Origin of the sequence: Streptomyces litmocidini, assembly GCF_014649755.1 — a bacterium.
GTDB classification, from domain to species: Bacteria; Actinomycetota; Actinomycetes; order Streptomycetales; family Streptomycetaceae; genus Streptomyces; species Streptomyces litmocidini.
In genome coordinates, this window is the sequence record NZ_BMTQ01000009.1 from 110,387 (window position 1) to 132,038 (window position 21,652).

Annotated in this window: 14 protein-coding genes; 10 read left to right on the top strand and 4 right to left on the bottom strand. The window is 74.9% G+C overall.

Going from position 1 to position 21,652, the window contains the following annotated elements; translation table 11 throughout:
* The first annotated feature begins 63 nt into the window (after positions 1-63).
* The 5 genes from IE180_RS20515 (at position 64) to IE180_RS20535 (ending at position 13,237) form a co-directional block, all read left to right on the top strand.
* Positions 64-5,844 (top strand): type I polyketide synthase, encoded by a 5,781-nt coding sequence (locus IE180_RS20515; RefSeq protein ID WP_190158370.1) that lies wholly within the window; start codon positions 64-66, stop codon positions 5,842-5,844.
* Positions 5,841-8,993: a non-ribosomal peptide synthetase gene (locus IE180_RS20520; RefSeq protein WP_190158371.1), complete on the top strand. Its 3,153-nt coding sequence runs from the start codon at positions 5,841-5,843 to the stop codon at positions 8,991-8,993. Before IE180_RS20515 ends, IE180_RS20520 begins: the two co-directional genes overlap by 4 nt.
* A gap of 19 nt (positions 8,994-9,012) precedes the next feature.
* Positions 9,013-10,890: a non-ribosomal peptide synthetase gene (locus IE180_RS20525; RefSeq protein WP_190158372.1), complete on the top strand. Its 1,878-nt coding sequence runs from the start codon at positions 9,013-9,015 to the stop codon at positions 10,888-10,890.
* A gap of 53 nt (positions 10,891-10,943) precedes the next feature.
* Entirely contained in the window at positions 10,944-12,203 is a 1,260-nt protein-coding gene (locus IE180_RS20530; RefSeq protein WP_190158373.1) for a valine--pyruvate transaminase, read from the top strand.
* A gap of 311 nt (positions 12,204-12,514) precedes the next feature.
* Positions 12,515-13,237: a 4'-phosphopantetheinyl transferase family protein gene (locus tag IE180_RS20535; RefSeq protein ID WP_190158374.1), complete on the top strand. Its 723-nt coding sequence runs from the start codon at positions 12,515-12,517 to the stop codon at positions 13,235-13,237.
* A 240-nt stretch (positions 13,238-13,477) separates the two neighbouring features.
* On the opposite strand, the gene IE180_RS20540 is transcribed toward IE180_RS20535, so the two are convergent.
* From IE180_RS20540 to IE180_RS20550, 3 genes are all read right to left on the bottom strand, one after another.
* On the bottom strand, positions 13,478-13,999 hold the full coding sequence (locus IE180_RS20540) for an SMI1/KNR4 family protein (RefSeq protein ID WP_229860673.1): 522 nt from the start codon (positions 13,997-13,999) through the stop codon (positions 13,478-13,480).
* Between the two features lie 13 nt (positions 14,000-14,012).
* On the bottom strand, positions 14,013-14,225 hold the full coding sequence (locus IE180_RS20545) for a hypothetical protein (RefSeq protein WP_190158375.1): 213 nt from the start codon (positions 14,223-14,225) through the stop codon (positions 14,013-14,015).
* A gap of 234 nt (positions 14,226-14,459) precedes the next feature.
* Entirely contained in the window at positions 14,460-14,678 is a 219-nt protein-coding gene (locus tag IE180_RS20550; protein ID WP_190158376.1) for a hypothetical protein, read from the bottom strand.
* Positions 14,679-14,928: 250 nt separating this feature from the next.
* On the opposite strand from IE180_RS20550, the gene IE180_RS20555 reads away from it, so the two are divergent.
* From IE180_RS20555 to IE180_RS20570, 4 genes are all read left to right on the top strand, one after another.
* Positions 14,929-15,273, top strand: a complete 345-nt coding sequence (locus IE180_RS20555; protein WP_190158377.1) for a GNAT family N-acetyltransferase — start codon at positions 14,929-14,931, stop codon at positions 15,271-15,273.
* Between the two features lie 407 nt (positions 15,274-15,680).
* The gene (locus IE180_RS20560; protein WP_190158378.1) at positions 15,681-17,093 is read left to right on the top strand and encodes a family 2B encapsulin nanocompartment shell protein; all 1,413 of its coding nucleotides are present in this window, start codon (positions 15,681-15,683) and stop codon (positions 17,091-17,093) included.
* 92 nt (positions 17,094-17,185) lie between these two features.
* Positions 17,186-18,589: a family 2 encapsulin nanocompartment cargo protein terpene cyclase gene (locus IE180_RS20565; RefSeq protein WP_229860674.1), complete on the top strand. Its 1,404-nt coding sequence runs from the start codon at positions 17,186-17,188 to the stop codon at positions 18,587-18,589.
* Between the two features lie 14 nt (positions 18,590-18,603).
* The gene (locus IE180_RS20570) at positions 18,604-19,488 is read left to right on the top strand and encodes a geranyl diphosphate 2-C-methyltransferase (RefSeq protein ID WP_190158379.1); all 885 of its coding nucleotides are present in this window, start codon (positions 18,604-18,606) and stop codon (positions 19,486-19,488) included.
* Between the two features lie 66 nt (positions 19,489-19,554).
* On the opposite strand, the gene IE180_RS20575 is transcribed toward IE180_RS20570, so the two are convergent.
* Positions 19,555-21,042 carry an MFS transporter gene (locus tag IE180_RS20575; protein ID WP_190158380.1) on the bottom strand — a complete coding sequence of 496 codons (1,488 nt, stop codon included), beginning with the start codon at positions 21,040-21,042 and terminating at the stop codon, positions 19,555-19,557.
* Between the two features lie 156 nt (positions 21,043-21,198).
* Here IE180_RS20575 and IE180_RS20580 point away from each other — a divergent pair, with 156 nt between their 5' ends.
* Positions 21,199-21,639, top strand: a complete 441-nt coding sequence (locus tag IE180_RS20580) for a MarR family winged helix-turn-helix transcriptional regulator (protein ID WP_123456459.1) — start codon at positions 21,199-21,201, stop codon at positions 21,637-21,639.
* The last annotated feature ends 13 nt before the right edge of the window (positions 21,640-21,652 follow it).

The following is a 21,652-nucleotide window of genomic DNA, read 5'->3' on the forward strand; positions in this document are numbered from 1 at the left end:
GAGCCCCGTCCGCGCCGCGCCCCCCGCGCTCGCGTCTCGTACCGCCCTAAGGAGAAGGACCTCATGACCAGTCAGGACACCGGCAGCGCCCTCGACGGCCCACCGGACCTGCCGGACGCGATCGCCGTGACCGGACTCGCGTGCCGGTTCCCCGGCGCGCCCGACGCCGGGGCCTTCTGGGAGAACCTGCTCGCGGGCCGCGACACCGTCACCTTCCGCGGCCGCGACGAGCTGGCCGCCCTCGGCGTGCCCGCCGACCGGCTGGACGACCCCCGGTTCGTGCCGGCCGGCGGCGTCCTGGAGGGCATCGACGAGTTCGACGCCGAGTACTTCGGGATCACCCCCGCCGACGCCGCGCTCATGGACCCCCAACAGCGGCTGTTCCTCCAGTGCGCGGTGGCGGCGCTGGAGGACGCGGGCCAGCGCGTGCGGGACGCGGCAGGCGGCGTGGGCGTCTACGCGTCGGCCGGGTTCAACTCGTACCTCACCCACCATCTGCTGCCGCACGCCGCCGAGCTGGGCCACCGCGCCGACGTGCAGTGGCTGGCGGCGGGCGACAAGGACTACCTGGCCACACAGACCTCGTACCGGCTCGGCCTGACCGGACCCAGCCTGAGCGTGCAGACCGCCTGCTCGTCCGCCCTGGTGGCGGTCCACCTGGCGGGCGAGGCGCTGCTCAGCGGCGAGTGCGACGTCGCCCTCGCCGGGGCCGTCTCGGCCGGCGTCGGGCAGGGCCTCGGCTATCTGCACACCGAGGGCGGCATCCTGTCGGAGGACGGCCACTGCCGGCCGTTCGACGCCTCCGCCACCGGCACCGTGTTCGGCAGCGGCGTGGGCGTCGTCGTCCTGAAGCGGCTCGCCGACGCCGTCGCGGACGGCGACACCGTACGGGCCGTGCTCCTCGGCTCGGCCGTCAACAACGACGGCGACCGGAAGGTCGGCTTCACCGCGCCCGGGCTGGACGGGCAGGTACGGGTCATCACCGCCGCGCAGGCCGTCGCCGGGGTGGGCCCCGAGGACGTCTCCTCCGTCGAGGCCCACGGCACCGGCACCGCCCTCGGCGACCGCATCGAACTGACCGCCCTGAACCGGGTGTTCGCCGGGGCGCCGGACGCGAACCGGGTCCTCGGCGCGGTCAAGTCCAACGTCGGGCACCTCGACACCTGCGCGGGCATGGCCGGCTTCGTCAAGACGGTCCTCGCCCTCCAGCACGGCACGCTGCTGCCCACCGCGCACTTCACGCGCCCCTCGCCCGACCTCGACCCGGAGCGCTTCCGGGTGCTCACCGCCCCCGAGCCGTGGCCCGGCGCCGACGGCACCCGTACGGCGGGCGTCAGCTCCTTCGGCATCGGCGGCACCAACGCCCACGTGGTCCTCCAGGACCCGCCGCCCGCCGCCCGCCGCCCCGCCGCCGGGGCGGACGACGCCTGGCAGGTGCTGCCGCTGTCCGCCCGCGGCCCCGAGGCGCTGGACCGCCTCGCCGGACGGCTGGGGGAGGCGCTCGCCGCGCCCGGCGCCCCGGCGCTCGCCGACGCGGCCCACACCCTCCAGACGGGCCGCGATCCGCACCCGTGGCGGCGCGCCGTCACCGTCGCTCCCGGCCGCACCGCCGCCCTCGGCACCGCCGGGTCACGGTCCGGCGCGTCCGCCGAGCCCGTGCGCGCCGGGGGCGGCTTTCCCGGGGCGGCGTTCCTCTATCCCGGCCAGGGCGCCGGGACGCCCGGCATGGCCGCCGAGCCGTACGCCCGCGAACCCGCCTTCCGGGACGCCCTCGACCGCTGCCTCGACGCCCTGAGCCCGTGGACCGACGCGCCCCTGCGCGCCCTCCTCCTCGACCCGGCCCACCCGGGCGGCCTGGACCGCACGGAGGTGGCCCAGCCCGCGCTGTTCGCCGTCGGGTACGCCCTGACGCAGTGGTGGGCCGCGCTCGGCGTCCGCCCCGTCGCGGTCGCCGGACACAGCGTCGGCGAACTGGGCGCCGCCTGCGCCGCCGGGGTGTTCACCCTGCCGGACGCCGCCCGTCTCGTCGTGCGGCGCGGCGCGCTGATGGGCGGGATGCCGGAGGGCGCGATGCTCGCCGTGCCGCTGCCCGAGGCCGAGCTGCGCGCCCTCATCGCGGACTCCGGCCCCTGGCCCGGCGACGGCCCCTGGCCCGGCGCGCCGGAGATCGCCGCCGTCAACGCGCCCGACCGGACCGTCGCCGCCGGTCCGCCCGGCGCGGTGTCCCGCCTCGCGGAACTGCTGGAGGCCCGGGGCGTGCCGGTCCGGCGGCTGGCCGTGCGGCACGCCTTCCACACCCGTCACGCGGACGGGCTCCTCGACGACTTCGCCGCACTCGTCGCCGCCACCCCGGCGCGCACGCCCTCCGTTCCGGTGATCTCCTCCCTGACCGGGCGGCCGCTCACCGCCGAGGAGGCCGCGTCGCCCGCGTACTGGTCGCGGCAGCTGCGGCAGCCCGTCCGGTTCGCCGACGCGCTGCGCACCCTGCCCGACGGCGTCACCCTGCTGGAGGCCGGACCGGGAACGGCGCTCACCGGGTTCGCCCGCCGCACGCTCGGCGCCGGCCGGACCGTGCTGCCGGTGCTCGGCGCGCCCCGCGGCGACGACGAGCCTCCGGCGCGGCTCACCGCGGTGGCCCGGCTGTGGGAGCGCGGCGCCGACATCGACTGGACGGCGCTGGGGGAGCGGGCCGGGCGGCGCAAGGTCGCGCTGCCGACGTACCCGTTCGCCCGGACCAGCCACTGGTTCCGGCCCGCCGCGACGGCCGCCCGGACGGCTGCCGCCGCTCCCGCCGGGGCCCTCGACGGCTCCGCGCCCCCGGCCGGTCCCTCCGGCCGCGCGGCCACGGCGGGCGGTGGCGCCGCGTCCGGGGACGGCACCCCGCTCGACGGGTGGCTGCGCGTCCTCGACTGGGCGCCCTCCCTGCTCCCCGCGACGGCTGCCGCCGCACCGGGCAGCGTCCTGCTCCTGGCCGACGAGGGCGGTCTCTCCGACGCGGTCGCGGACCGTCTGGCCGGGCAGGGCGCGCGCGTCCACCGGGTGCGCGTCGGCGGCCCCGGCCTGCCGGACGGCCTCGCGGCCGACGGCGGCGGGGAGGGCCACCTGCTGGACCCCGACCACCCCGGCGCGTTCGCCGCGCTCGCCGCCGAGCTGGCCGCCCGCGGCGAGGCTCCGGACGCCGTCGTGTCCTGCTGGGCCGCCGACGACCCCGCCCTGGACGACGCGTCCGCCGACACCGTCGCCCGGTGCGCGCTGCGCGCCGTCACCGTCCCGGCCGCGCTCTGCCGGGCCCTCGGCGACCGCTTCCCCGACCGGCCGCTGCGCCTGCTGCTGGTCACCGTGGACGCCCTCGCCGTGGCCGGGCGGCGCCCCGCCGCCCCGCACGCCGCCGCCGCCACCGGCCCGGCCCGCGTGCTGCCCCACGAGCTGCCGGACTGCGCGGTGCGCGTCCTCGACCTGGAGCGCTTCTCCCGTACGGGCTCCGACACCGCCCGCGCCGCCCGCGCGGTCGTCACCGAACTCGCCGCGCTCGCGGCCCCGTACGCGACCACCGGCACGCCCCCCGGCGCGGGCGCCGCGGAGCCGGTCGTCGCCGTCCGGGGCCGCTCCCGGCTCGTCCCGGTCCCGGTGCCGCCCGCACTGACCCCGCCCGGCGGGGACCCGGACCCGCTGCCCGACGGGACCTGGCTGGTCACCGGCGGCCTCGGCGGCATCGGCGGCGCCGTCGCGGAGCAGCTCGCCGCACCCGGCCGCACCCTGGTCCTGATCACCCGCCGCCCCGTGGCGGACGTCCCGGCCGGGCACGTCATCCGGCCCGAGGGCGCCGAACCGGCCCCGCAGTGCCCGCCCGCCCTGGCGGACGCCCTGGCCCGGCTCGCCGGGAAGGGCGCCGAGGTGTGCGTCGTCCAGTGCGACGTGTCCGACGAGCGGGCGCTGACGGCCGCGCTGGACGAGGTCCGCGAGCGGTACGGCCGGATCGCCGGCGTCGTCCACGCGGCCGGGTTGCCCGGCGGTGGCGTGCTGGCGCTGCGCGCGCCCGACGACATCGCCCGCGTCCTGGAGCCGAAGGTCCGCGGCACCGTGCTCCTGCACCGGCTCACCGAGGCGGACCGGCCCCTCGTGGTGCTGTGCTCCTCGGTCCTCGCCGTGGCCGGTGCGGCCGGGCAGGCCGACTACGCGGCGGCCAACGCCTTCCTCGACAGCTTCGCCCACACGACGGACACGGCCGTGTCCGTCGGCTGGGACCGCTGGTCGGAGACCGGCATGGCGGTGGCCGCCACCGCCCCGGCCCGCGCGACGGACGCCGACGAGCCGCTGGACCACCCGCTGTTCGCGGCCCGCCGCGCGGCGCCCGGCGGCTGGAGCGAACTCGTCCTCCGCGACGGCCCGCACACGTCGTGGCTGTCCCGCGAGCACCGCATGGCCGGCGAGCCGGTGCTGCCCGGCACCGCCCTGCTCGACCTCGCCGTGGCCGCCCACCGCGCGCTCGCGCACCCGGACGGCGACGGCGACGCCCGCCGGGAGGCCGGGGGCGCCGTCGAGCTGGACGCCGTCTTCACCGCGCCCGTCCGGATGCCGGAGGGGGACGCCCCCGTCGTCACCGTACGGCTGCGGCCCCATGCGGACGGCGGCCACGACTGGGAGGTGCGTTCGACCGCCCTCGCCCGGCCCCACGCCCAGGGCCGTCTCCGGCCCCACGGCGGGCCCCGCCCCGCCCGCGTCCCCCTCGCGTCCGCCGCCGCGTCCGACGCCGCCGCGTCCGACGGGCCCGGGGGAACGGGCGCCGAACCGCCGAAGGCCGCGCGGCGCGGACTGCTCGAGACAGGGCCCCGCTGGGCCTGCGTCACCCGCACCGACCGGCCCGCGCGGCCCGGCCGGGACGGCGAGCGGCACCTGCTGCTGACGCTGCGCCTCCCGGAGGAGCACCGCGCCGACACCGCTGCGCACCCGCTGCACCCGGCGCTGCTCGACGCGGCCACGGGCGCCGTCGCCCAGGCCACCGGACACCACCTCCCCGTCGCCTACGGAAAGCTGACGGCGTACCGGGACCTGCCCGCCGAGGGGCGCGCCCTGGTGACGCTGCGTTCCGGCGACCCGGCCGCCGAGGACGACACCCTCGTCGCCGACGTCACCCTGACCGACCGCGAGGGCGACCCCGTGGTCACCGTGGAGGGCTTCGTGCTGCGCCCGGTGCCCGCAGGAACGGCCGTACGGAACGACCCCGCCCCGCGGGACGCCTCCGCCGCGCACACCGACGGCATCCCCACGGCGGAGGGACTGCGCGCCCTCGCACGCGTCCTCGCCAACCCGCACCTCGCCCACGTCCTGGTCACCCCCCGCGCCGGGGCGGAGCCACGCCCCGAGCGGACGCCCTCGGCGGCAGACGCCGGGACCGGGGCGAGGCAGGACGACGAGGCGCCGGAGGACGTCCCGTCCCGCATCGCCCGCATCTGGGCCGACATGCTCGGGCTGCCCGCCGTGGCAAGCGACGACAGCCTGTTCGAACTGGGCGCCGACTCGCTGGTCATCGTGCAGATCGCCGCGCAGATGCGCGGCGCCGGACTGCCCGTGTCACCCGGCGACATCTTCGCCCACCCCACCCCCGGCGCCCTCGCCCTCAGGATCGCCGAGGCGCGGGCGGAGACCGCGGTCGGCCCCGCCCCCGGGGCGGACGCCGCCACCCCACCCGCCACACCAGACGCATCCGCCGCACCCGACCCGAGTCACGCCCCCGGCGCCACTCCGTCCGCCGACGCACCGGGGCACTTCCCCGACGCGGACCTCAGCACCGAGGACCTGGCCCAGGTCATGCACCTGTTCCGGTCCGGAGAGGACACCCAGTGAACGACATCGAGGACATCTACCCGCTTTCCCCCGCCCAGGAAGGGATGCTGTACCACGCCACCACCTCTCCGGAGCAGGGCCTCTACGTCGAGACCACGACGTTCCGCCTCACCGGCCCGCTCGACGTGGACGCCCTGACGGCCGCCTGGCAGGCCGTCGTCGCCCGCCACCCCGTGCTGCGCACCGCCTTCGTCCACGAACGCATCAGCGCTCCTCACCAGGTGGTCCTCCCGGCCGCCGAGGTCCGCGTCGACGTGCGGGACCTCACCGGTCTGGACGCCGCCGCCCGCGACGAGGAGGTGGCGGCGGAGACCGCCCGCCGCCGCGCCGAGCCGTTCGACCTCACCCGGCCCCCGCTGATGCGGCTGCTCGCCCTGCGGCTGAGCACCGACGAGCACCTGATGGTGTGGACGTACCACCACATGATCCTGGACGGCTGGTCGGCCGCCCTGCTCATGGCGGACGTCACGGCCGAACTGGCCCGCCCCGGCGGCGCCGGCACCGCCCCGCCGCCCCCGTTCCGCGACCACATCGCCTGGCTGCGCCGCCAGGACCCGCAGCGCGACCGCGCGTTCTGGACCGCGTACCTCGACGGCTACGACGAACCGGCCGTGTTCACCCTGCCCGGCGTCCGCCCCGGGACCAAGCCGTCGGGCCGGTTCCGCACCGTACGGGACACGCTGCCCGCCGACGCCACCGCCCGGCTGCGCGCCCTCGCGGCGGCCCGCTCCACCACCCTCGGCAGCCTGGTCGAGGCCGCCTGGGCGGGCACCGTCGCCCGCTACTCGGGCCGCGACGACGTCGTCTTCGGCGTCACCGTCTCCGGCCGCCCGCCGCTGCCCCGCGCCGAGGCGATGATCGGCATGTTCATCAACACCGTCCCCGTGCGGGCCCGTGTCGACCACGACCTGCCCGCCGAGGAGTGGATCGCCGGGTACGCGGCCTCCCGCCACCCCGTCCTGGAGCACCAGCACACCCCGCTGACCGACGTGCAGCGGTGGGCGGGCGTCGAGCGGGGCGCGCAGCTCTTCGACACCGTCGTGGTGTTCGAGAACTACCCGGACGCCTCCGAGGCCGTCCTCGCGGGCGGCGCCCTGCGCACCACGGACGTCCGCTACGAGACCCGCACCAACTACCGCGCCACGCTCGTCGTCCGGGCCGCGGGCGAGCTGCGCGTCCAGCTGATCGTGGACGCCGACGCGTTCGACGCGGCCGAGGCGGACGCGCTGGTCCGGCACGTCACCACCGTCCTGGCCCGCCTCGCCGACCACCCCGGCGCGCCCCTGCGGAACGTCCTCGCCGTGCCCGACGACACCCGCGCCCTGCTGCTGGACCGGTGGAACGGCACGGACGTCGACCGGACACCGCCGCGCGCCCTCCTCCCCGACCTGATCGCCGAGGCGGTCCGCACCCGCCCCGGCCACCCGGCGGTCGTCGCGGACGGCACGACGTACACCTACCGGGAACTGGACGACCGGGCCACCGCCCTGGCACACCGGCTGGCCGCGCACGGCGTCGGCACCGGCGACCGGGTCGGCGTCTGCCTGGGCCGCGGCGCCGACCTGGTCACCGCCCTCCTCGCCACGGCCCGCGCGGGCGCGGCGTTCGTACCGCTGGACCCGGCTCACCCCGCCGACCGCACGGCGTACGTCCTGCGGGACGCCGCCCCGGCGCTGCTCCTCACCGACGCCCCGGCTGCCCTCCCCGCGGACGGCTGGGACGGCCCCGTCCTCGACCTCACCCGCGAGCCGCTCCCGCCCACCGTCCCGGACCGCCCCGGGGACGCCGCCGCCCCGGCCGGGCCGCTCCCCGGCGCGACCCCGGACGACCTCGCCTACGTCATCTACACGTCCGGCTCCACCGGCCGCCCCAAGGGCGTCGCCATCGGCCACCGCGCGCTCGCCAACCTGGTCGACAGCCTCGCCCTGCGCCACCCCGGCCTGGACGCCGAAGACCGGTTCCTCGCCCTGACCACCCTCACGTTCGACACGTCCCTCGCCGAACTGCTCGTGCCGCTCGCCGCCGGCGCCACCGTCCACGTGGGCGGCGGCACGCTCGGTCTGAGCGGCCGCGAAGTCGACGCGTACACCGCCCGGCACGGCATCACCGCCCTCCAGGCCACCCCGTCCCGGTACCGGGCCCTCCTCGACTCCGGCTGGCAGGGCGGCGACGGACTGCGCCTGTACAGCTGCGGCGAGGCGTTCCCGCCGGACCTCGCCGAGCCGCTGGCCAAGCGCGGCCGGTCGGTGTGGAACATGTACGGCCCGACCGAGACGACCGTGTACTCCAGCGTCGAGGAGATCCACGCCGACACCACCCGCGTCACCGTGGGCCGCCCGATCTCCCACACGGCCCTGCGCGTCCTCGACCCGCACGGCGCGCTGGTGCCGCTCGGCTGCGTGGGCGAGCTGTGCATCGGCGGCCACGGCGTCGCCGAGGGCTACTGGAACCTGCCGGAGCTCAGCGCCGAGCGGTTCGTGCCTGACCCGTACGACGGGGGCCGCACCCGCATGTTCCGCACCGGCGACCACGCGCGCGTCCTCCCCGACGGCCGGGTGGAAGTGCTCGGCCGGATGGACCGCCAGCTGAAGCTGCGCGGCTACCGCATCGAACCCGGCGAGATCGAGCAAGTCCTCCTGGAGGCACCCGAGGTGGCCGCCGCCGCTGTGGCCGTACGCGACGACCGGCTCGTGGCGTGGACCGTGCCGGCCGACCGGACCGCCCCGGCCGCCCCCGACCGGCTCCGCGAACGGCTCCGCCACCGCCTCCCCTCGTACATGATCCCCGAGGTCCTCGTCACGCTGGACGACCTGCCGCTGACCCCGGCCGGCAAGACGGACCTCCTCGCGCTCGCCGTCCCCGACGAGCGGCCCGCCGGTGCCGAAGGGGCCGAAGGGGCCCGAGGGGCCGCCGCGGACGGCTTGGAGGAGACCGTCGCCCGCCTGTTCCGGGAGGTCCTCGCCCTCCCCGAGGTCGGGCCCGACGACGACTTCTTCGACCTGGGCGGCGACTCGCTGCGCGCCATGCGCCTGGCAGGCCGCCTCCAGACCGAGCTGGGCTCCGACTTCGACGTCGAGCTGCTCTTCGACTACTCGACGGTGCGCGAACTGGCGGCCGGCATCGCCCGCATCACGGCCGACGAGAACTGACGCAGAAAGGCCCCCCGCCATGGAAACGCCCGCTGACGCCGCCCACCGCCTCGACACCGCCCTGCTCGCCCGCTGGGACGCCCACCCCGGCCTCCCCGCGATCGTCGACGGCGACGACGTCGTCCTCGCCGGGGAGGTCAGGGACCGTGCCGTGCGCACCGCCGCGCTCCTGCGGGAGCGCGGCGTCCGCCCCGGCGACCGGGTCGCGGTCCTCCTGGAGCGCTCCGCCGACTTCGTGGTCGCGGTGGCGGCCGTCGTCCTCGCCGGCGGCGCCCACGTGGCCATCGACACGGCCAACCCCCGCGACCGCGTGCGCTTCCTGCTGGAGGACAGCGCGCCCCGCCTCGTCCTCACGTCCGAGGCGCTGCGCCCCGCGCTGCCCGACGGGCTCGGCACCCGCGCCCTGACCGTCGAGGAGTGCGCCGGAGCCCCCGACCCGGACGGGTTCGCCCCCGCGGAAGCCCTCGCCGACCACCCCGCCGTGGTCATCTACACCTCCGGGTCGACGGGCCGCCCCAAGGGCTCCCTGCTCAGCCACCGCGGGGTGACCGCCCGCCTGCGGTCCCTCCAGGGCAGCCACCCCATCGACGCCGACGACCGGGTGCTGCACCACACGGCCTGCACCTTCGACATGTTCCTGGTGGAGGTGTACTGGCCGCTGCTGCACGGCGCGGCCATCGTGATCGCCGCCCCGGGCCGCCACCGCGACCCGGAGCACCTGGCGCGGCTCATCCGTGACCGGCGCGTCACGACGGTGTGGTGGGTCGTGTCGCTGCTGGAGCTGTTCCTGCTGGCGCTGGGGCCGGGCGAGCGCGTCGACGGGCTGAGGCAGGTCCTCACCGGCGGCGAGGCGCTGAGCCCGGAGCTCGTGCGCCGGTTCCACGGCCGCTCCCGCGCCACCCTCAGCAACCTGTACGGGCCGAGCGAGTGCACCATGTACTGCACCGCCTGGGTGTGCCCGCGCGACCCGGATCCGGAGACCGTCCTCATCGGTTCGGCCATCGAGGACACGACGCTGCGGATCCTCGACGAGCGGGGCCGACCCGTGCCGCAGGGCGAGCCGGGCGAGCTGTACATCGGCGGTGTCGGCGTGTCCCTCGGCTACCACGACCGTCCCGAGCTCACCGCCGAACGCTTCGTCCCCGACCCGGTCGACCCGTCCGCAGGCACCCTGTACCGCTCCGGGGACCTGGTGCGGGAGGTCGCGCCGGGGCGGCTGGAGTACCTGGGCCGGGTCGACCGGCAGGTCAAGATCCGCGGCTTCCGCATCGAGCCGGGCGAGATCGAGGGCGCCGCGCTGGGCGTGCCCGGGGTGCGCCAGGCGGCCGTGGTCGCCGACGGCACGGGCCACGGGACGCGCCTGGTCTGCTTCCTGGTCCTGGACGGCGCCCCGGACGGCCCGGCGCCGGACGGTGACGCGCGGCGCGGGGCGGAGCGCGTACGGACCGCCCTCGCCGACCGGCTCCCCGCGCACATGGTGCCGGCCGCCGTGGTCCCGCTGGAGCGGTTCCCGCTGACCCCGAACGGCAAGCTCGACCACGGCGAACTGACCGCCCGCGCCGCCGGGGCCCTGCCCGCCGCGGCCGGGCCCGGCCCGGTGCCGGCCGCCCCCGGAGCCGCCGGCCCCGCCCCGGCGCCCGTCGCCCCCGGCACGGGCACCCCGGCCGGGGAGGCGGACCTGGCGGCCGTCGTCGCGGAGGTCTGGGCGGCCGTCCTCGGCGTCCCGGCGGTCGGTCCGGACGACGACTTCTTCGCCCTCGGCGGCGACTCGTTCCGAGCCGTCCGAGCCGTCCGGGAACTGGAGGAGCGCACCGGCCTCCAGGTGCCGATGCACCTGGTGTTCGAGGCGTCGGAGGTCGCCGAGTACGCCGACGCGGTGGCGGCCCTCACCCGCTGACGTCCGCCCCGACCGAACCCACGACCCGCCCCCTCCCCCCACGAGGAGACACCATGCAGTTGTCCACCATCGGCACGAAGATGGCCGGACTGTCCGGTCTGCGCAGCATCATGGAGGACGTCGCCGCGTGCACCGCCGGGGAGTCGGCGGGGGAGTGGCTCAATCTGAGCGTCGGCAACCCCGCCCTCGTCCCCGAGGCGCGGGACATGTGGCGGACCGCCCTCGCGGAGGTCCTGGAGGAGGACTTCGGCGGGACGAGCGGCAGCTACGGCCCCAGCCGGGGCAGCCGCGTACTGGTCGAGGCCATCGCGTCGTACTTCCACCGGACGTACGGCTGGCGGATCGGCCCGGAGAACATCGCGGTCGGCCCGGGCAGCCAGATGGTCTGCTTCGCCGCCGCCGCGCTGTTCGCCGGGCCCTCCGCCGGGGGCACCCGCCGGGTCGTGCTGCCCATGGTCCCCGACTACACCGGCTACCAGGGGCTGTGCCTCCACGAGGGCGGCATCGCCGGCGTGCCGCCCCGCGTGGAGCGGGAGGGCGACCACCGCTTCCGGTACGCCCTCGACACGGAGGCGCTGAGCCGCCGGACGGACATCGGCATGATGCTCGTCTCCAGCCCGGGCAACCCCACCGGCCGCGCGCTGGACCCGGCGGAGCTGCGCGCCCTCACCGACCTGGCCGCCGAACGCGACGTGCCGCTCTTCCTCGACCAGGCGTACGGCGCCCCGTTCCCCCGCATCGGCGAGATCCACGGAGAGCCGGTGCCCGATGACAACGTGGTGCACTGCTTCTCCGCGTCCAAGGCCGGACTGCCCGGCGAGCGGATCGGCTTCGCCGTCGGGGCGCCCCGCCACATCGCCCCGCTCGCCTCGTTCATGTCCAACTCGGTCCTGCACGCCCCGAAGCTCGCCCAGGCGGCCCTCGCCCGCGTCCTCGCCGACGGCCGCCTCGACGGCGTGGTCCGCGACGCGATCACCCCGCACTACCAGGAGAAGCGGCGGTTCGCCGAGAAGCTCCTCGCGGAGCGGATGCCGGCGGACGTGGACTGGCGGCTCCACTCCGGTGAGGGCGGCATGTTCTGCTGGCTGTGGGTGGACCACGACTGGTTCGACGACGTCGCCCTCTACACGAGGCTGAAGGAGCACCGCGTCTTCGTCGTGCCGGGCCGCCATTTCTTCGTGGACCCGCTGGGGACCCCCGGTCTCGCCTCCCACGCGACGCGCTGCTTCCGCCTCAGCCTGAGCGCCGACGAGGCCACCCTCACCGAGGGCATAGCGCGCCTGGCCCACGCCCTCGTCACCCTCCGTCCCTGACCCCGTCCCCGTCCCCGCCCGGGCGCGGCGGCGTCGTGGCGTCGGCGCGTGGAATCCGCCGCCCTCGCCCACGCCTTCCGGCCCGCCCGCCCCGAGGACGACGACGCCGGGTCGGTGGACGGGGCCTTCACCACCGGGACGGTGTCCGAGGTCGCCGTGGGGGAGAACGGGTCCGCTTCGCGGGGATCCGCGATGACGGCGACGAGACCGCAGGAGGTTCCGAACCCCCACCACGGCGAAGGCGCTTACGGATCTTCGTGGCCCCGCTCACGGGATGGTCCTTGCCGCCCCTTCGCCGTTACCGTGGATCCATGATCGTCGCGCCGTCTCCGAGCGTCCCCCTCGCACTCGACCCCGACCGGTTGTCGCCGCTCGCCCGTCCCGGAGTGTCGAACGCCCCCGTCGTGTGGTCGGTCGGCGTCACCGGCCGCACCGCCCGGGCGGCACGGCTGGCCGCGGGCACGCTCGACGACGAGGAGCGCGAGCGGGCGGCGGCGTTTCGCCACCAGGCCGACCGGGACGCCTACGTGGTCGCGCACGTCGGTCTGCGCATGCTCCTCGGCCCGTACCTGGACATCCCCCCGGACCGCGTCCGGATGACCCGCCGGCCCTGCCCCACCCCGAACTGCGGGAAACCCCACGGTCGGCCGGCCGTACGGGGGGACGAGATCCACTTCTCCCTCTCCCACACCCGTGGTCTGGTGTTCCTCGCCCTCGCCGACAGTCCGGTCGGCGTGGACGTCGAGAAGGTTCCCGACGCGGAGGTCACGGCCAAGCTGGGCCCTCTGCTGCACCCCCGCGAGACCGCGGAGCTCGACGCCCTCCGGCCGGCCGAACGCCCCCTCGCGTTCGGCCGCGCCTGGGTCCGCAAGGAGGCCTATTTCAAGGCCCTCGGCACCGGCCTGTCCCGCGGCACGGCCACGGACTACCTGGGCACCGCCCCCACCCCGCCCCCGCCCCCGCCCGGCTGGTCCCTCACCGACGTCGTCGCTCCGGACGGCTACGCCGCGGCGGTCGTCCACCAGCGGACCTGACAGGCCGCGGTCGTGACGGGCCGCGGTCGTGACACCCGGTCGGCGCGTGCGCGGTGACGGCTCGGGTCCGCAGGGCCGGCAGGCGACGGCCGACCAGTGGGCCGCGCCGCCCTTCGGCCTCCCGCGCTCCCCGGCCCCACACGATCACGGAACGGACGCCCGGCCCCCGATCGCGCGCAGCACCCCGTGAACGACAGGAGCCCCGCCAGGACGGCGGGGCTCCGTCGATCTCACCGGAACCTAGGGAAGGAACTCGTAGGACGGTCCGTCAGGCGCGCGGTCGCGAGCGCACAACGTCACGTCGCTCCCCTTGAGATAAGCCAGCAGCCACGCGCCGAACGTCATCTCGTAGAGGGTCCACGACGGACTGTCCATCTCCTGGACCAGGACGCGCCAGGGCGACGAGGGCGCGTCGGGAACGCGGAGGAAAACCATCTCTCCCGTCGTGGCCGTCGCCACCGGCAGCAGTTCACCGGGGTTCGTCCCTGCCGGATCCGGCAGGAACTCGGCCATGTCCTCCTCGCGCCAGAACTCGAGGTCCTGCCTGATCATCGTTCCCAGATCGTGCAGAAGATGACCGGCGGGGTGCTTCAGGTACAACTGCCCGTTGATCGCGATCGAACCGTAGGCATCGACGATCTCGCGGAAGTCCGCGGGGAACTCGACGCCGAGTTCCCGCTCCAGTTCGCCCCACGGTGCCGGATCCGACCAGTTGAACCGGGGATCGCCCAACAGGACCCGTATCTCCGAAAGCGTTGCCACCCCTGAACCCCTTCTAGCACTTCGAGCCGATGCCGGTACGGGAGTTGACCGCGGTGCACGAGTGCCGCTCCACGATGTCCCCCTGGGGCCCGCACGCGGTCACCCCCACCTGGACGAGCGTGGGAACGGTCGAACGCGGATCCCCGTAGATGGGCACGACCGACATGAACGGCTCGTTGTCACCGGTCAAGTACTTCCAGCCGAAGGATCCGACCTCGCCGGCCATCCTCGTGTTCGCCCTGCCGTGCAGGGCGACGAGGTTCCGGACGTCCTGGCCGGTGCCCTTGCCCCGGCAACGTATCAGGTGGCCGGCCTGCGGATTCCCGCCACCCGCCGCGATCCCGCCCGCTCCGTCCGGCTGGACGGAGGGCCCGCGTTCGGGGGCCCGGCGACGGCTGCGGGGCGGGACCCGGTTCGTCGCTGCACGGATCGTCGGAGCCGGTGTCGTCCGCGGACGACATCAGCCTGCTGCCCAGGGCCGTCCCCGCGTCCGCCAGGTTCTGCCGAGGTTGCCGACCTCGTCGTAGGCGTACGTCGTCCTCCGCTCGTCCGGCGTCGGCGTGTACTTCGGCTCGGCCGCCGAGACGATCTGGTCGGCCGCGTCGTACACCGCGGTGGACACCGCGCCGTCGGACGCCGTCGACGTGGTGACGTCGTCGTTGCCCCCTGCCTGGCGCAAGGGTCGCTGACCTGGGATGATGTGGTGTCCATGCGGGTGGTGACGGAACTTCACCGGCCGCGGCCACGAGGACGCCGTCGAGGCCCGCGAGGAGCGGGGGAAGGCCTCCGGCCGCTTCGGCGAGGTCGACGGCCACCCCGGCGACCGCCTCCCCGTCCCCGCCCCCGACGCCCGGATCGCCCCGTGCGCGAACCCCGCGCACGGCCGACCTCCCGGCTCCCCCGTCAGTCCACCCTTGAAAGGCACTCCCATGACCGAGCAGCAGGCCGCCACCCCCGTCGTCCGGCGCGTGGACCCCCGGCACCGGTACGAGATCCTCGTCGACGGCGAGCGCGCGGGCCTGACGGCCTACCGCGACCGCGACGACCGGCGGGTCTTCTTCCACACCGAGGTCGACGAGGCCTACGCGGGCCGGGGCCTGGCCTCGATCCTCGTCGAGCAGGCCCTCGCCGACGTCCGCGCCTCCGGGATGCGCATCGTCCCCGTCTGCCCCTACGTGGCGAAGTTCCTGAAGAAGCACGAGGAGTTCGCGGACATCACCGATCCGGTGACGCCCGAGGTCCTCCAGTGGCTGGACGGACAGCTCAAGCGCTGACCCCCCGGTCAAACGGACAGCTCAAGCGCTGCCCCCCCCCGGTCAACACGACGCACGCGAAGGCGAGGACTTCCCCCGTACGGCCCAGCCGCGCGCGCCCGGATCCGTCGGCCCCCCGCCCCGGGGGCCGGACGGGTGGCCGGACCGGCGGCCCCGCCGCGCGTTGCCGGCCGACTCTCCGTCGATTGGCCGGAATCCGGCTGATCGACGGGATAAACATCGTTTCTAGCAAGATCACCACAAGGAGGTAATGCCCTCGGACTCCCTGAGCGAGGCGGGCTCGGCGGCCGTTACTGTTCCCCGGGATCTGGACGGATTCCCGGATCTTCGCCCCCCTTTATCTTCTTTCACCGGTTCCCGGCGCATTCGCGTGCCGGGAACCGCCCTCGCGAAGGAGAGCTCGCCCGATGACCGTTGACGACCGCCCGGACGCACGGACGGAGCCGCCCCGGCAGTCCAGTCTGAGCACCGCGGCCGCCCGCAACCTCGCCACCACCACCAAGTCCGCCCCGCAGATGCAGGAGATCAGCTCCCGCTGGCTGCTGCGGATGCTCCCCTGGGTGGAGACCAAGGGCGGCGCCTACCGGGTGAACCGCCGGCTGAGCTACACCGTCGGCGACGGACGCGTCGAATTCGTCCAGGACGGCTCCCGCGTCCGCGTCATCCCCCGCGAACTCGGCGAACTCGCCCTGCTGCGCGGCTTCGAGGACGTCGACGTGCTCAACGCGCTCGCCGACCGGTGCGTCCAGCGCGACTTCAACGCCGGTGAGGTGCTCGTCCAGCGCGGGACCCCCGCCGAGCAGATCCACCTGATCGCCCACGGCCGCATCAACCAGACCTCCGTCGGCAAGTACGGGGACGAGGTCGCCGTCGCCACCCTCGCCGACGGTGACCGGTTCGGTGAGAACGCCCTGCTGGACGCCGACGCCGGCTGGGACTACACCGCGACCGCCGAGACCTCCGGCACCCTGCTCACCCTCTCCCGCGCGGACTTCGCGCGCATCATGGCCTCGGCGCCGAGCCTCCAGGCCCACATCGAGGAGTTCAGCTCGCTGCCCGAGCAGCGGCAGAACAAGTACGGCGAGGCCGAGATCGCGATGTCGGCCGGCCACAAGGGCGAGGCCGAGATCCCCGGTGCCTTCGTCGACTACGAACTCAAGCCGCGCGAGTACGAACTCTCCGTCGCCCAGACCGTCCTCAAGATCCACACCCGGGTCGCCGACCTCTACAACGGCCCGATGAACCAGACGGAGGAGCAGCTCAGGCTCACCATCGAGGCGCTCCGCGAGCGCCAGGAGCACGAGCTCATCAACAACCCGGAGTTCGGCCTGCTCCCCAACGCCGACTTCAAGCAGCGGATCCAGCCGCACTCCGGCCCGCCGACCCCGGACGACCTCGACGAGCTGCTCTGCCGCCGCCGCAGCACCAAGCTCTTCCTCGCCCACCCGCGGACGATCGCGGCGATCGGACGCGAGTGGAACCGTGCCGGGCTCCACCCGGACACCGTCGAGCTCCAGGGGCACCGGGTCCCGGCCTGGCGCGGGGTGCCGATCCTGCCCTGCAACAAGATCCCCATCAGCAAGGAGAACACCAGCTCGATCCTCGCCATGCGCCTCGGCGAGGACAACCAGGGCGTCATCGGCCTGCGCCAGACCGGGCTGCCCGAGGAGTACGAGCCGGGCCTGTCGGTGCGGTTCATGGGCATCAACGAGCAGGCGATCATGTCGTACCTCGTCACCACGTACTACTCCGCCGCCGTCCTCGTCCCGAACGCGCTCGGCGTCCTGGAGAACGTGCAGATCGCGCGCCGGCGCGACTAGCCCCTCGCAGGCCACCACCGCCCGGGCCGCCCGGGCCGGGCCGGCGTGCCCGGAATCCGGGACGGCCCACCCCTCTTCCCAAGGAGTCACGGATGCCCGATCCCGGGCCCTCCCCTCTGCAGTCCAGCCTGCCCGGCGCCGCGGCCCACTTCGGGACCCACGTCCTCGCCGCCGCCGCGGCCCGCGCCGAGGCCCTCGCCCTCGGGCACCCGCGGGCGGTCTCCGCCGACGTCCCGACCGGGGGGACGTCCGCCGGAACCGGCGCGGAAGCCCCCGTGGCCGAGCCCGGCGCCGTCCGCCGGGCCCCGTCCTCCCCGCCTCCCCTGTCGTTCGGCACCCCGCCGGTCACGGCGGCCGCACCCGTGGACGCGCAGCCGCGCGTCCGGGGCGTCGCGGAGCCGGGCCCGGCGTGGGTCCTGCGCGGCCCCACCGGGCTCGGCACGGCCGGCCTCTCCCTGGCCCCGCGCGACGAACTCCCGGCGCCGCGGCCGGCGCCCCCGGCCGCGGCGCCGGCGGACGCCCTGATCATCCCGGGCCTCTACTGGCACCCGATCCCGGAGCCGGACCCGGTGCGGGTGCAAGAGGTCAGCCTCCGCATCAAGTCCTGGGCGCTCGACGAGATCCAGCTCTACCCCGAGGACTGGGAGGGCGACTTCGACGGGTTCCACGTGGGGCGCTACATGGTGGCCTGCCATCCGGACGCCCCGACGATCGAGCACCTCATGGTCGCCGCACGGCTGATGGTCGCCGAGAACGCCGTCGACGACTGCTACTGCGAGGACCTCGGCGGTTCGCCCATCGGTCTGGGCGGACGGCTCCTCCTCGCGCACACCGCCCTGGACCCGCTGCACTCGACGGCGGAGTACCAGCCGGCGTGGGCGGAGTCGCTCCACGCGGACGCGCCCCGGCGCTCGTACCGCTCCGCCATGGAGTACTTCACCCGGCTGGCGACCCCCTCCCAGGCCGACCGGTTCCGGCACGACATGGCCAGGCTGCACATGGGCTACCTCGCCGAGGCCGCGTGGGACGAGACGAACCACGTGCCGGAGGTGTGGGAGTACCTGGTGATGCGGCAGTTCAACAACTTCCGTCCCTGCCCCACCATCACCGACACCGTCGGCGGCTACGAACTCCCCGCCGACCTGCACGCCCAGCCGGCCATGCAGCGGGTCCTGGCCCTCGCCGGCAACGCCAGCACCATCGTCAACGACCTGTACTCGTACACCAAGGAACTCGCCAGTCCCGGCCGGCACATGAACCTGCCCGTGGTGCTCGCCGAGAAGGAGTCCCTCTCGGAGAAGGACGCCTACCTGAAGGCCGTCGAGGTCCACAACGACCTCATGCGCGGCTTCGAGGCCGCGTCCGCCGAACTGGCCGCCGCCTGCCCCGTCCCCAGTGTCCTCCGCTTCCTGCGCGGAGTGGCCGTGTGGGTGGACGGCAACCACTACTGGCACCAGACCAACACGTACCGCTACAGCCTGCCCGATTTCTGGTAAGAACGGATTCATCTGTGACCAACACCGAGCTCCCCACCGTCAACGGCACCTCCGCGTTCGTTCCCGGCCCGGCGACGCCGTACCAGGGAGACATCGCCCGCTACTGGAACGCCGAGGCCAGGCCCGTGAACCTGCGCCTCGGTGACGTCGACGGGCTGTACCACCACCACTACGGCATCGGGGCCGTCGACCACGCCGCCCTCGGGGACGTCGAGGACAGCGAGTACGAGAAGAAGCTGATCGCCGAGCTGCACCGCCTGGAGTCGGCGCAGGCCGAGCTCCTCCTGGACCACCTGGGTCCGATCGGCCGCGAAGACACCCTCGTCGACGCCGGCTGCGGCCGCGGCGGTTCGAGCGTCATGGCCCACCAGCGCTTCGGCTGCAAGGTCGAGGGCGTCACCCTCTCCTCCACGCAGGCCGAGTTCGGCAACCGGCGCGCCAAGGAGCTGGGCATCGAGGACCGGGTCCACGCCCAGGTCTGCAACATGCTCGACACCCCCTTCGAGAAGGGCAGCATCGCCGCCTCGTGGAACAACGAGTCGAGCATGTACGTCGACCTGGACGACCTGTTCGCCGAGCACTCCCGGTTCCTCAAGGTCGGCGGCCGCTACGTGACCATCACCGGCTGCTGGAACCCGAAGTACGGACAGCCCTCGAAGTGGGTCTCCCAGATCAACGCGCACTTCGAGTGCAACATCCACTCCCGCCGTGAGTACCTGCGCGCGATGGCCGACAACCGGCTCGTGCCGCAGGCCGTCATCGACCTGACGCCGGACACCCTGCCCTACTGGGAGCTGCGGGCCACGTCCTCGCTGGTCACCGGCATCGAGGAGGCGTTCATCGAGTCGTACAGGGACGGCTCCTTCCAGTACGTCCTGATCGCCGCCGACCGCGTCTGACCCGACGGCGGCACGCGCGCGAGGAGGGCCGGACCCGTCGTCCGACGGGTCCGGCCCTCCTCCTCGTCATGCCGCGGCGACCTTCTCCTTCTCGGCGGCCGGTGCGCCCACCCGCTCGGTGCGGGGCGCCTGGCCGGCCCGCAGGCCGAGGCGGGCGATGACGGCGACGAGCGCGAAGGCGGCGGCGCCGATCCCGAAGGTGAGGGTGAAGCCGGACTCGGCGGGCAGCGCCGGGACGCCGGCGGGCAGGTGCTCGATCGTCTTCGAGGCCAGGATCGTGGTGACCACGGCGCTGCCGATCGCGCTGCCGGTGGAGCGGGAGATGGAGTTGATGCCGTTGGCGATGCCGCTCTGGTGGTGCGGGACGCTCGCCATGATGACGGCGGGCATGGCCGCGTAGCCGAAGCTGACGGCCGCGCCGACGATCACGCCGGCGCCGATCACCGAGGCGGTGTGGCCGTGGTCGAGGCCGAGCCAGCCGAAGCCCACGGCGCCCAGGACGGCGGCCAGGGTCAGTGCGGTGCGCGGACCGCGGTGGCGGACGAGCCGGCCGCCGATCGGCGAGGCGAGCAGGGAGACGATCGCGCCGGGCAGCAGGAACTCGACGGAGGCCCGCAGGATGGACGCGCCGAAGCCGTAGCCGGTGAGGGCCTCGGGCATCTGGACGAGGTACGAGACGCCCAGGAAGTTCGCGAACATGCCGAAGCCGACGAGGACGCCGGCCAGGTTGGCCATGAGCACCGGCCGGTGCACGAACATCCGCATGTCGACGAGGGGCTCGCGGACCTTGAGTTCGGTGAGGACCCAGACGACGGTCATGACGGCCGCGCCGGCGAAGCTGCCGAGGGTGCGGCCGGAGGTCCAGCCCCACTCGTGGCCCTGCGAGATCGGCAGCAGGAGCAGCAGCAGGGTGGCGCCGAGGGTGAGCGCGCCGAGGAAGTCGGTGCGTCCGCCGGTCTTGTGGCGGGTCGCGGGGACCAGGAACACGACCGCGAGCAGGGCGATGGCGGCGAAGCCCGTGGCCATCCAGAAGGCGCTGCGGTAGTCGGCGTCGGAGCCGGAGGTGAGCAGGCCGGTGGCGACGAGCGCAAGGCCGCTGCCGAAGGCCAGGGTGCCGCTGACGAGGGACATCGCGCCGGGCAGCTTCTGCGGGCGGACCTCCTCGCGCAGCACGGACAGGGCCAGCGGGAAGATCGCGGTGGCGGCGCCCTGGAGGACGCGGCCGAGGACCAGCAGGGGGAGCGAGGTCGCCAGGGCCGCGACGACGGAGCCGGCCACCATGACGCCGAGGACGGCGACCAGGGTGGGCTTCTTGCCGTGCTGGTCGCCGAAGCGGCCCAGCAGCGGGGTGAAGACGGCGGCGGAGAGCAGCGTGGCGGTGGTCACCCAGCTCACGTTCGCGGCCGAGGTGCCGAGGTCGGCGCGGATGAGGCCGAGGATCGGGACCGGCAGGGTCTGCATCATCGACACGACCATGGCGGCGAGGCTCAGTGCGAAGACGACGAGCGTCTCGCGCCGGGGGTCGGCGGCGGGCGGGGTGGTCTCGTGACTCATGTGTGGGTGGCCTTCTCGGTGCTTCACGTCGTCGATCTTTGATGTCATCAAGTAATACGACGAAGGTAGGTCCCGATGCTTGAGGAGGTCAAGTAAATGCTTGAGGTTCTTAAGTAAACAATTGATAATGTCAAGGATCTTGAGTACGCTCGAAGCATGAGCGCGACGACCCCCGAGACGCCCACCAAGCTCCAGCTGCTTGAGCTCCTCGCCGCCATCGGCACGGCCCAGTGGCGCGACTTCGCCGCGGCCGCCGCCCACCACGGACTGACCTCCACCCAGGCCAAGGTGCTCGCCCAGCTGAACGGCCCGCTGCCGATGCGCGCCCTCGCCACGCTCCTCGTCTGCGACGCCTCGAACGTCACCGGGATCGTGGACCGCCTGGAGGGACGCGGTCTCGTGCGCCGCGAGGCCGACGCCTCCGACCGGCGCGTCAAGAACGTCGTGGCGACCGACGAGGGCCGGGACGTCATCCGGCGGGTCCGCGAGGAGATGCAGGCGACCCACGGAGCCCTCGACACGCTCGGCGCGGAGGACAGCGCGACCCTGTACGCCCTGCTCGCGCGGCTGCGTCCGGGCATGGAGAAGGACGCCTGACGGGAAGTCCCGT